The 10,920-nt window shown below is 57.2% G+C and carries 9 protein-coding genes; 2 read left to right on the forward strand and 7 right to left on the reverse strand.

What is annotated here, in order from left to right:
• Positions 1-2: 2 nt before the first annotated feature.
• From era to Q675_RS25020, 7 genes are all read right to left on the reverse strand, one after another.
• Positions 3-920, reverse strand: a complete 918-nt coding sequence (era, locus tag Q675_RS24990; protein WP_011785711.1) for a GTPase Era — start codon at positions 918-920, stop codon at positions 3-5.
• A complete protein-coding gene (rnc, locus tag Q675_RS24995) occupies positions 920-1,609 on the reverse strand; it encodes a ribonuclease III (protein WP_011785712.1) in 690 nt (229 codons plus the stop codon). Before rnc ends, era begins: the two co-directional genes overlap by 1 nt.
• The gene (locus Q675_RS25000; RefSeq protein ID WP_011785713.1) at positions 1,606-1,992 is read right to left on the reverse strand and encodes a DUF4845 domain-containing protein; all 387 of its coding nucleotides are present in this window, start codon (positions 1,990-1,992) and stop codon (positions 1,606-1,608) included. The genes rnc and Q675_RS25000 overlap by 4 nt, the downstream gene beginning before the upstream one ends.
• 26 nt (positions 1,993-2,018) lie before the next feature.
• A complete protein-coding gene (lepB, locus tag Q675_RS25005) occupies positions 2,019-2,810 on the reverse strand; it encodes a signal peptidase I (protein ID WP_023010887.1) in 792 nt (263 codons plus the stop codon).
• A 12-nt stretch (positions 2,811-2,822) separates the two neighbouring features.
• Positions 2,823-4,625, reverse strand: coding sequence for a translation elongation factor 4 (lepA, locus tag Q675_RS25010; RefSeq protein ID WP_011785715.1), 1,803 nt, complete (start codon positions 4,623-4,625; stop codon positions 2,823-2,825).
• A gap of 104 nt (positions 4,626-4,729) precedes the next feature.
• Positions 4,730-7,456: an EAL domain-containing protein gene (locus Q675_RS25015; protein ID WP_011785716.1), complete on the reverse strand. Its 2,727-nt coding sequence runs from the start codon at positions 7,454-7,456 to the stop codon at positions 4,730-4,732.
• A gap of 225 nt (positions 7,457-7,681) precedes the next feature.
• Entirely contained in the window at positions 7,682-8,590 is a 909-nt protein-coding gene (locus Q675_RS25020; RefSeq protein ID WP_022990898.1) for a LysR substrate-binding domain-containing protein, read from the reverse strand.
• Between the two features lie 159 nt (positions 8,591-8,749).
• Here Q675_RS25020 and Q675_RS25025 point away from each other — a divergent pair, with 159 nt between their 5' ends.
• Complete coding sequence (locus Q675_RS25025) at positions 8,750-9,868, forward strand: S-(hydroxymethyl)glutathione dehydrogenase/class III alcohol dehydrogenase (RefSeq protein ID WP_227499515.1); 1,119 nt, start codon at positions 8,750-8,752, stop codon at positions 9,866-9,868.
• A 51-nt stretch (positions 9,869-9,919) separates the two neighbouring features.
• Positions 9,920-10,771: an S-formylglutathione hydrolase gene (fghA, locus tag Q675_RS25030; protein ID WP_011785719.1), complete on the forward strand. Its 852-nt coding sequence runs from the start codon at positions 9,920-9,922 to the stop codon at positions 10,769-10,771.
• The last annotated feature ends 149 nt before the right edge of the window (positions 10,772-10,920 follow it).

Here is a 10,920-nt window from a genome sequence, read left to right on the forward strand (position 1 = left end):
CCTCAGAAATCGCTCATGCCCAGGCTTTTCAGAGCCCTGTCGCTGTCAGCCCAGCCTCGCTTGACCTTGACCCAGAGCCGGAGCATCACCTTGGACCCGAACATCCGCTCCATATCAACCCGGGCTTCCTGACCGATACTGCGCAGGCGCTCACCCTTATCGCCAATGATGATTTTCTTCTGGCCTTCCCGTTCGACCAGAATCAGTGCCGAAACATGCAGGGTATTTCCCTGGTGCTTGAACTCTTCAATCTCCACTGCCACGGAATACGGCAGTTCAGCGCCCAGTTGGCGAGTGATTTTCTCCCGGACCATTTCGGCCGCCATAAAGCGTTCACTGCGGTCTGTGATCTGATCATCGGGGTAGAAGTGGACACTTTCGGGCAGGAAACGGCCAACAGCCGATTCCAGCGGCTCCAGATTGGTCTCTTTCAGTGCCGAAAGAGGAATGATCTCGGCAAAGTCCCGCTTTTTAGACAGAGCCTCCAGATGGGGCAACAACAGCTCCCGTTTCTCCAGCTTGTCGACTTTGTTGACCGCCAGGATAACCGGGCACTTTACCCGCTTGAGCTTCTCCAGCACCATCTCATCGGCACTGGTCCACGCCAGCTGATCCACCACGAAGACCACCACATCCACGTCGATCAGGGCGGACGCCGCCGCCTTGTTCATATAGCGGTTCAGGGCCCGGGGCTCATCCTCATGCATGCCCGGTGTATCGACATAAATGGCCTGTACCGGGCCCTCGGTCTTGATGCCCAGAACCTGATGCCTGGTGGTCTGAGGCTTCCGTGAGGTGATGCTCAGCTTCTGGCCAAGGATGTGATTGAGCAGTGTGGACTTGCCCACATTCGGCCGGCCGACAATGGCGACGAAACCACAGCGGCTTTCCGGGTTTTCCGGGCGGGTAATATCAGTCATCAGGAATTCTCCACACCCAGTTGCTTGAGTGCATTTCGGGCGGCCTGCTGTTCAGCAACACGTCGACTACTGCCAGTGCCGGTGGTTTTACGGTCCAGCGAGGGCAAGGCGCAGGAGACATGGAAAGTCTGGTTGTGGGCCTCGCCGTCAACAGAAATTACTTCATAGCGCGGCAACGGAAATTGCCTGGACTGCAGGTACTCCTGCAACCGGGTTTTCGGATCTTTCTGGGTGTCCTGAATATCCAGGTTTGCCAAGCGCTGTTCAAACCAGCGTAACACCTGAGCCCGACAGGTATGAAAGTCGCTGTCCAGATAAATGGCCCCGATAATGGATTCCACGGCATCGGCGAGTATGGACTCACGGCGGAAACCACCACTTTTCAGCTCTCCCGAACCGAGCCTCAGATACTGGCCCAACTGAAATTCACGACCGATCTCGGCGAGGGTAACCCCCTTGACCATACGGGCCCGAAGCCGGCTCAACTGCCCTTCCCGGGCCTTCTCGAAATGAAGATACAGATATTCGGCGATCACCATGTTCACGATAGAATCGCCCAGAAACTCAAGACGTTCGTTATTCTGGTTGCCAAAACTGCGATGGGTCAGCGCCAGCAGAAGCCGCTCCGGTTCCTTGAACTGGTAGCCAATGCGGCGCTGAAGTTGGTCTAGGTCTGGTTGTGAACTCACTGGCCCTGAAACTCATACTCGTGCTGGAAGTGCACAACGGTGTCCACGTTCCGGAAGATGTTATTGCGAACCTCGTAATCCACCTTGATCACGACCAGTTCACCATTTTTTTCAACGGAGATGTTCTTTGGATCAAAACCGTCAACATTATTCACACTCAGGCGCTTGTTAATCAGGCTGCGCACCTGTGCAGGCCCCATCTGTGACAGGCCGTCGGTACCATCCAGGCTTTCCAGAGCCTCCTGGATGGTAAAGTCATCCAGGTAGGCCGGCCCGATCTTGATCGCCAGAGTCAGCAGGCCACCAAAGAACAGAGCCATGATCATCATCGTCAAAGCGCCGCCCTGCTGAGTGGTCAGGCCTGCGGGATAGTGTCTTCTCATCGTCTTATACTCCGGAACCATCAGAATTATTGGATGCCACCCACCCGATCAAAAGATGGCAGACTTGTCAGTGATTTCCAGTGCATCCAGATGGCAAAGGCCTTGCCCACCACCATCTCATCCGGCACCGTGCCCCAGAAACGGCTGTCGTTACTGTTGTCGCGGTTATCGCCCATGACAAAGTAATGGCCTTCAGGAACAACCCATTCTCCCTCACCGGAACCGCTCACCCGCCCCATGGTCAGGTACAGATCATGTTCAACCTCACCCAACTGTTCCCGCCAGCGTTCCATGGGGGGCAAGCGCGCAACGAAATCCCGGGGAACCGGCTCATCATTGATGAACAGTTGCTTGTTGCGGTAACGAATATGATCGCCCGGCAGGCCGACCACCCGCTTGATGTAATTGGTGCTGCCATCCTCAGGATAACGGAACACCATGACATCACCCCGCTCCGGATCGCCGATCTCAACAATCTTGGTACCGGCCACCGGCAGGCGCAGGCCATAGGCGTACTTGTTGACCAGAATAAAATCCCCCACTTCGAGGGTCGGTAACATGGAGCCTGAGGGGATCTGGAACGGCTCGATCAGGAACGACCGAAGCACCAGGACTACCGCCAGCACGGGGAAAAATGAGCGGCTGATATCCACCAGCCAGGGTTCCCGGTCCTCGAACTCATCGGCTGATTCGTCTACCTGGCCACCCTGCTCTGCGCCGGCAAGCCGACGCTTTCTCAGGATCGCGATGTCCGCCAGCCAGACCGCTCCGGTCACGAAGGTCAGAACCACCAGTACCAGTGGAAAATCGATGTCCATCCAGGTGCCTTTTTAGTTATCCACTTTCAATACAGCAAGAAACGCTTCCTGAGGCACCTCGACATTACCCAGCTGCTTCATGCGTTTTTTACCTTCCTTCTGCTTCTGAAGCAGTTTCTTTTTACGGCTGACGTCGCCACCGTAACACTTCGCCGTTACGTTCTTGCGCAGGGCCTTGACCGTTACCCGGGAGACCACCTGGGTACCAATGGCAGCCTGAATGGCAATATCAAACATCTGACGCGGGATCAGCTCTTTCATCTTCTCGATCAACTGGCGCCCTTTGCGGTGGGACAGATCCCGGTGCACAATCAGCGCCAGGGCGTCGACACGATCCCCGTTGATCAGCACATCCAGGCGAACCAGGTTGGCACTCTGGAAACGGACAAAGTGGTAATCCAGTGACGCAAAGCCACGGCTGGCCGATTTGATCCGGTCAAAGAAGTCCATCACCACTTCCGCCATCGGCAGCTCGTAGGTGAGCTGTACCTGTGTGGACATGAAGTGCATGTTCTTCTGCACACCGCGCTTTTCTTCACACAGGGCAATGACATTACCGAGGTGCTCCTGGGGTACCAGGATGTTGGCCTCGACAATGGGCTCACGCATTTCTTCGATGGAACCAATATCCGGAAGCCGTGATGGGTTGTCCACCGACAGAGTCTCACCCTGCTTGGTGACCACTTCATAGATTACCGTCGGCGCCGTGGTAATCAGATCCAGGTCGTACTCTCGTTCCAGCCGCTCCTGAATGATCTCCATGTGCAGCATGCCCAGGAAACCACAGCGGAAACCGAAGCCCAGAGCATCCGAGTTCTCGGGCTCAAAGAACAGCGAGGCGTCGTTGAGGGTGAGCTTTTCCAGGGCATCCCGGAAATCGTCATAATCGTCGGCGCTGACCGGGAACAGACCGGCGTATACCTGGGGTTTGACTTTCTTGAACCCCGGCAGCATCGGGGTTTCTTCCGCAAACTTCTGGTGCACGATGGTGTCACCCACCGGCGCACCGTGGATATCCTTGATTCCCGCAACGACGAAACCGACGTCACCCGCTTCAAGCACATCAGTGTCGGTGGGCTTGGGATTGAAGACACCGACCTTGTCGGCGTTCCAGGCTTTCTTGGTGGACTTGATAACGATCTTGTCGCCTTTACGCAGTACACCTTCGGTCACCCGAACCAGTGACACCACGCCCAGGTAGTTATCAAACCAGGAATCAATAATCAGTGCCTGCAACGGCGCGCTGCGATCACCCTTGGGGGGCGGAATCTTTTTGATCAGATCCTCGAGTACATCCTCAACACCCAGTCCGCTTTTTGCACTGCAGCGCACGGCATCGGAAGCGTCAATGCCGATAATGTCTTCAATCTCCGCCGCAACCCGCTCGGGCTCGGCCTGGGGCAAATCCATCTTGTTCAGGACCGGCACCACTTCAAGGCCTTGTTCGATAGCGGTGTAGCAGTTGGCCACCGACTGGGCTTCCACACCCTGACCGGCATCCACTACCAGCAGCGCCCCTTCACAGGCGTACAGTGAGCGGGACACCTCGTAGGAGAAATCCACGTGGCCCGGGGTATCGATGAAATTCAGTTTGTAGGTTTCCCCATCCTTTGCCTTGTAGTTGAGCGTGACGCTCTGGGCCTTGATGGTGATCCCGCGTTCCCGCTCCAGATCCATGGAGTCCAGGACCTGTTCGGCCATTTCACGGTCTGTCAGGCCACCGCAGATCTGGATAAAACGATCCGCCAGCGTGGATTTACCGTGGTCGATGTGGGCAATAATGGAAAAGTTACGGATTCGGCTCAGTTCAGTCACAGACAATGATTACTCATATAAGACGTAGGATTGAGCCCGGAGGGGCCGCTACCGGGATCCGGGAACGGCGTGATTTTACCGGTTACAGGCCGCCATTGCCATGATCAGGAAATAAGCGGCTTCTCGTACTGCCGGATCAGGAATCCGATCAGGGCATCTTCGTCCAGCGGATAGCTGAACAGATTGCCCTGGCACTGGGCGCAACCGGCGGATTTCAGGAACGTCAGCTGCTGTAGCGTTTCCACCCCTTCCGCCACCACCGTCAGGTGCAGCTTGTGAGCCAGGGCGATCACCGCCGACGCCACATCGGTGGCACTGACGTTGTAGGGAATGTCGCGAATGAAGCGATGATCTATCTTGATCACATCCAGCGGCAACTGCTGCAGCGCCACCAGTGAGCAGGAGCCGGTACCGAAATCATCCAGAATCAGGCACACGCCCAGGTCGTTCAGCGACACCAGCAGTTCCCGCAGCATTCTCGGATCTTCATTGAGCAACTCCGCCGGCATTTCCAGCTCCAGCCGCTCGGGAGAAACGCCCGTCTCGGTAATCACCCGCCGGATCATGTCCAGGAAGCCGGAGTCCGTCAGCTGCCGCACCGAGAAGTTCACCGCCATCTTCAGCGACTCGAACCCGGCCCGTTCAAGTGCCTGGACCTGGATACAGGCTTGCCGCAGCGCCAGCTCGCCCAGGCGGATAATCAACCCGGTTTCTTCCGCCAGAGTGATGAACTGCTGGGCCGAGACCAGGCCTTTTTCCGGATGATGCCAGCGCAGGAAAGCCTCCACACCGATCACCCGCTGAGTGGCCAGATCCACTTTTGGCTGGTAGTGCAGAACAAACCGGTCGCCATCGAGTGCCGTGGCCAGCTCTTCCTGCTGCAGCAAGCGACGGGCGGCCTGGATGTTCATGGCCGGCGTGAAGAACTGATACGTGTTGCGCCCCAGTTCCTTGGCGCGGTACATAGCCAGGTCGGCATATTTCATCAACGCCCCGGCATCTTCGCTATCGTGAGGGATCATGGTGATACCGATGCTGACGGTCACACCTACCTCATGGTCGTTCAGTCGAATGCGCTGGCACAGGCGCCGCAAAATGTTTTCCGCCACTTTGCCGGCGGCTTCAGAGCCGCTGATCCGGGACAACAACACCACAAATTCGTCGCCACCGAGCCGGGCCACAGAATCTTCCTCACGGACACAGCCTTCCAGCCATTGCGCGACCTGACGCAGAAGTTCGTCACCGGCATCGTGCCCCAGGGTATCGTTGATGCGCTTGAAACCGTCCAGATCAAGGAACATCAGGGCTGCCGCCTCGCCACTTCGGCGACTGCGACGAACCACGTGATTCAACCGATCCCGGAACAGCTGCCGGTTGGCGAGCCCGGTCAGTGGATCGTAGAACGCCAGCCGGTGCAGTTCGGACTGAGCCGCCTTGAGCTGGGTAAGATCGCGAAGGCTCAGAACCACACCGTTGACGCCAGGCACCGAGAGCATCGCGGTGAAGGTGCCTTCCATATCACGCCATTGGCCATCGGCATCGCGCACCCGGGCACGCACCACTGGCATCTGTTTGCCCGGGGAGGCCATGGACTCTTCAAAGCCTCTTTGCAGGTGCGACCAGTCATCCATGTGCACCAGCTTCTCGAATTCCAGGGCTTCCACCTTGTCCGGATCGAATCCCAGGATGTCACGACTGGAAGGGCTGGCATAGAGCGGGCGCCCACGACGATCCATGACCAGGGTGACGTTGGCTGCACCCTCAGTGATGGCGCGATAACGGCCAGCGCTGACCTGGGCAATCAGCCGGGAACGAATCAGGGCCAGCACGAACAGCCAGAGCAGCAAACTGATGGCCAGGCCAGAGCCGAGAACAATAGGAGGCCGTGGATCGGCGGCGAGATAATCAAACGCCGGCGTGGAACGGGTCTGCAGCAGCCATTCCCGGCCACCGTGTCTGATGGTCTGGCTCATTTCAAAGCTGAATTCGTTGTCCAGCGAACCGAGATTGGAGCCATACATCAGGGTATCTCGTGCCACCACCCCGCTGTCGTAAATGCGCACATCCAGAAATGGCGATATCAGGCCAACAATACCGTCGATCAGGTTGTTCATCCGGAAGGCACTGAACACGTACCCGGCCAGCATCATGCGGCGCTCGGCCCGGATCTCCGGAATCTCGCCGCCCTGGAACACCGGGTAGTACATCAGAAAACCGGCCTGGTCCTCGGCAACCGACTCCTGCACCAGCACAACCTTGCCGGTGACCGTCGGGATAGCGTCATCCCGGGCCTGCTCCATGGCGGTGCGGTGGATGGGGTCACTGAAAGCGTCATAACCCAGCGCCTTGCGATTACGCTCGGTGCCCGGCTCCAGATAAACCATGGGATAGTAGTAGGGCCCGGTACCCAGCGGCTTGACCAGATAATTGTAAAGCCCCTCCGCCCGAACCGAGGCAATGTGATCGGCCATTTCGCGGACACCAATACGCTCCACGTAGCCGATACCCTCAATGCCAGGGTAATAACGATTGATATCGACGTTGTCGACGTACTCTTTCCACTGATCGCGTGTGACTTTACCGGTGACAGCAAACAGACCGGCACTGCCGGCAAGAACCTGTTCGTAATTGAGCAAGCGTTCTTCAATCGCGGTTTTAAGCTGCAGGGACTGAGTGCGGAATCGGGCCTCGGTGCGATCTTCAACCAGCCGGATGGAGACCTGCCAAAGCAATACCGTCGCAACCACAGACACCAGGAATACCACCCAGGCTATCCAGGAATTGCGCAGCTTCAGCAACTGACGGAGGGGAAGATCCTTTTTGGTCATCATCGTGTTCGGCCCATTCCATGACCCGGTTTATTGTCGAATCCGGCGAGTATAACAAAAGTGTTCTTGAACCCACAGTTTGGCCGACCGTTGGCGCTGAGGTGTGGCCTACAGCTTGGTCGGTGCTACTGACACCCTTGGCAATTCAGGCTGGCTTGCGGAGGTTCAGACGGGAGCTACGGTCGCAAAGCGCCGTTCTTTCAATACACAACCCCATCGGTTCATTGCCTAATAATCCACGTTTGCTGCGTCTAGCGGAGAACCGCCAGGTTTCAGGGATTCCGAAAGAAAATCCAGCAGCAGCCTTATCTTCGGCGACAGATGACGGTTATGGGGATACACCGCCCAGATACCGTCATCGTCTTCCTGGTAATGAGTCAGCACCGGAATCAACAGCCTGGAATCCAGTGCGCTCTGAACGTAGTAATCCGGTAGCTGAACAATGCCAATCCCCTTGAGGGCGGCATCAAGCAGGGCCCTGCCACTGTCGCAACGGATGTTCCCCGTTACCCGCACGTTGCGCGGCTGGCCCAATTCCTGGAAGCGCCAGTAATCCAGGTTTCCCAGCAGGCAGTTGTGGTTCGCCAGTTCGGACAACGAGTGGGGCGTGCCATGCGTGGCGAGATAATCCGGCGAGGCACACACGTATAGGGTTCGGGATGCGAGACGCCGGGCCATCAAGGTCGAATCCTGCAGCTTTCCCATGCGCACGGCAAGATCGTACCCCTCAGCGACCAGATCCAGTGTCTGGTTGGTAAGCTTCATGTCCACGTCGAGTTCGGGGTATCGCAAAACGAAGTCATTGACCAGCGGCGCAATGGATTTCTCTCCATAGGTCACCGGGGCAGTCAGCCTTAGTCTTCCTCGCGGGACCAGCTGCATGTTGGTAATAGAGCGTTCCGCCTGCTCCAGGGCGTCTAGTACCTGCCGGCAGTGCTGGTAAAAGATCTGTCCGGCCTCGGTTACCGACACCCGGCGTGTGGTGCGGTAGAACAACCGGGTGGCTAAGCGGGCCTCCAGGGCACTGACCTGGCGGCTGACCTGTGCCGTCGACACGTCCAGTCGCTTCGCGGCACGCGTGAAACTCTCGGTTTCAGCAACCGCCACAAACTCGTTTACCCCTTCCCAGCGATACATGGTTTTCCCTTTTTGCTTTGCACCACCCGATTATTGCACACACGTAAAGGTGATTTGATAAAAACAGCGATTATCAATCAGAGGGCCACAAATACAATATGGCCTTCGTTTGGGCGTCCCGCCCTTCCTGAATGACCAATGGAGAACATTATGGCTGAGATGATCAAATCAAAAGCAGCAATTGCCTGGGGCCCCGGTCAGCCACTGTCGGTTGAAGAGGTGGACGTGATGCCCCCGAAAGCAGGGGAAGTAAGGATAAAAGTGATCGCAACCGGTGTATGCCACACCGATGCGTTTACCCTCTCGGGTGAGGATCCCGAGGGCAACTTTCCAGCCATCCTTGGCCATGAAGGCGGCGGCATTGTAGAGGCGATTGGTGAAGGCGTTACCAGCGTTGCCGTCGGCGATCACGTTATTCCCCTGTATACCCCCGAATGTGGCGAGTGCAAATTCTGCCTGTCCGGCAAAACCAACCTGTGCGGGAAAATCCGCGAAACCCAGGGCAAGGGGCTGATGCCCGATGGCACCAGCCGCTTCTACAAGGACGGCCAGCCCATCTATCACTACATGGGCTGCTCGACCTTCTCCGAGTACACCGTTCTGCCGGAGATTTCGCTGGCAAAGGTCAACAAGGAAGCCCCGCTGGAAGAGGTGTGCCTGCTGGGCTGCGGCGTAACCACCGGCATGGGCGCGGTCATGAACACCGCCAAAGTGGAAGAAGGCGCTACAGTGGCCATCTTCGGGCTCGGCGGCATCGGCCTCTCCGCGATTATTGGCGCGACCATGGCCAAGGCGAGCCGAATCATTGCCATCGATATCAATGACAGCAAATTCGACCTGGCACAACAGCTTGGCGCAACCGACTGCATCAATCCCAAAGACTATGACAAGCCGATTCAGGAAGTGATCGTTGAACTGACTGACGGTGGCGTGGATTATTCCTTCGAATGCATCGGCAACGTGGATGTCATGCGGTCCGCACTGGAATGTTGCCACAAGGGATGGGGCGAGTCGGTCATTATTGGCGTTGCCGGGGCAGGCCAGGAAATTTCCACCCGCCCGTTCCAGCTCGTTACCGGTCGCGTCTGGAGAGGATCCGCCTTCGGCGGGGTCAAAGGCCGTTCCGAGCTACCCGGCATTGTTGAACGCTACATGCAAGGGGAGTTCAAGCTGAATGATTTCATCACCCACACCATGGGCCTCGATGACATCAACGAAGCCTTTGAGTTGATGCACGAAGGCAAGAGCATTCGCAGCGTTATCCATTTCGACAAGTGATGGTGAGGGCGGCCCGCCACTTCGGCGGGCCGCCCCGCAACGGAGTGTCCAATGACCCTTGAAAACCTGAGCAGTAACAAAAGTTTTGGTGGCTGGCACAAACAGTACAGCCATCCGTCCGAAAGCCTTGGCTGCGCTATGCGCTTCGCCATCTACCTGCCACCGCAGGTTGCCAACGGACAGAAAGTGCCGGTGCTTTACTGGCTTTCCGGCCTCACCTGCACAGACGAAAACTTCATGCAGAAAGCCGGCGCCCATCGCGCGGCTGCAGAACTGGGCATGGCCATCGTGGCACCGGATACCAGCCCCCGGGGCGATCACGTTGCCGACGATGAAAGCTACGATCTTGGCCAGGGGGCGGGCTTCTATGTAAACGCGACCGAAAGCCCATGGCATCCCCACTACCGCATGTACGACTATGCTCTCAATGAGCTGCCTGCACTGATCGAATCTGTTTTCCCGGTAACGAATCAACGCTCGATTGCGGGCCATTCAATGGGTGGTCATGGCGCCCTGGTTCTGGCTCTGCGCAACCCGGCGCGGTACCAGTCCGTGTCGGCCTTCAGCCCGATCAGCAACCCGGTAAACTGCCCATGGGGCAAAAAGGCCTTTACTGCCTACCTGGGCAAAGACAGCTCGCGTTGGGCCGAATACGACGCCAGCCTGCTGATGCGGGATGCAACACAGTTCGTACCGGCACTGGTCGACCAGGGGGACGCGGATAACTTTCTGACTGATCAACTTCGGCCAGAGGCGCTTGCGGCCGCAGCCAGCACCAGCAATTACCCGCTGGAGCTCAATTTCCGGGAGGGCTACGACCACAGCTACTTCTTTATCTCGAGCTTTATCGAGCAGCATCTGCGATTTCATGGCCGACATCTGGGGTGTGGCTCAAATTATTGATATCGAGACAGACTGGGCGTAGGTTTTTCAGAGCAGTGGGAAATTGGCTCATATTGCAGCGGGGGGAGTGTTCGCTTTTGTTGAGTCTTGCCGGGGATGTGGACGTTCGCGAAGCGAATATTCAGACTAGGTGCGTAAACCGCTGAAGG

Origin of the sequence: Marinobacter sp. EN3 (assembly GCF_000475315.1) — a bacterium.
GTDB classification, from domain to species: domain Bacteria; phylum Pseudomonadota; class Gammaproteobacteria; order Pseudomonadales; family Oleiphilaceae; genus Marinobacter; species Marinobacter nauticus.

Coding starts and splice junctions, on each gene's coding strand:
- era (WP_011785711.1), bottom strand. CDS start 920: ATGACTGATATTACCCGCCCGGAAAACCCGGAAAGCCGCTGTGGTTTC.
- Q675_RS25000 (WP_011785713.1), bottom strand. CDS start 1,992: ATGAGAAGACACTATCCCGCAGGCCTGACCACTCAGCAGGGCGGCGCT.
- lepB (WP_023010887.1), bottom strand. CDS start 2,810: ATGGACATCGATTTTCCACTGGTACTGGTGGTTCTGACCTTCGTGACC.
- Q675_RS25015 (WP_011785716.1), bottom strand. CDS start 7,456: ATGATGACCAAAAAGGATCTTCCCCTCCGTCAGTTGCTGAAGCTGCGC.
- Q675_RS25020 (WP_022990898.1), bottom strand. CDS start 8,590: ATGTATCGCTGGGAAGGGGTAAACGAGTTTGTGGCGGTTGCTGAAACC.
- Q675_RS25025 (WP_227499515.1), top strand. CDS start 8,750: ATGATCAAATCAAAAGCAGCAATTGCCTGGGGCCCCGGTCAGCCACTG.
- fghA (WP_011785719.1), top strand. CDS start 9,920: ATGACCCTTGAAAACCTGAGCAGTAACAAAAGTTTTGGTGGCTGGCAC.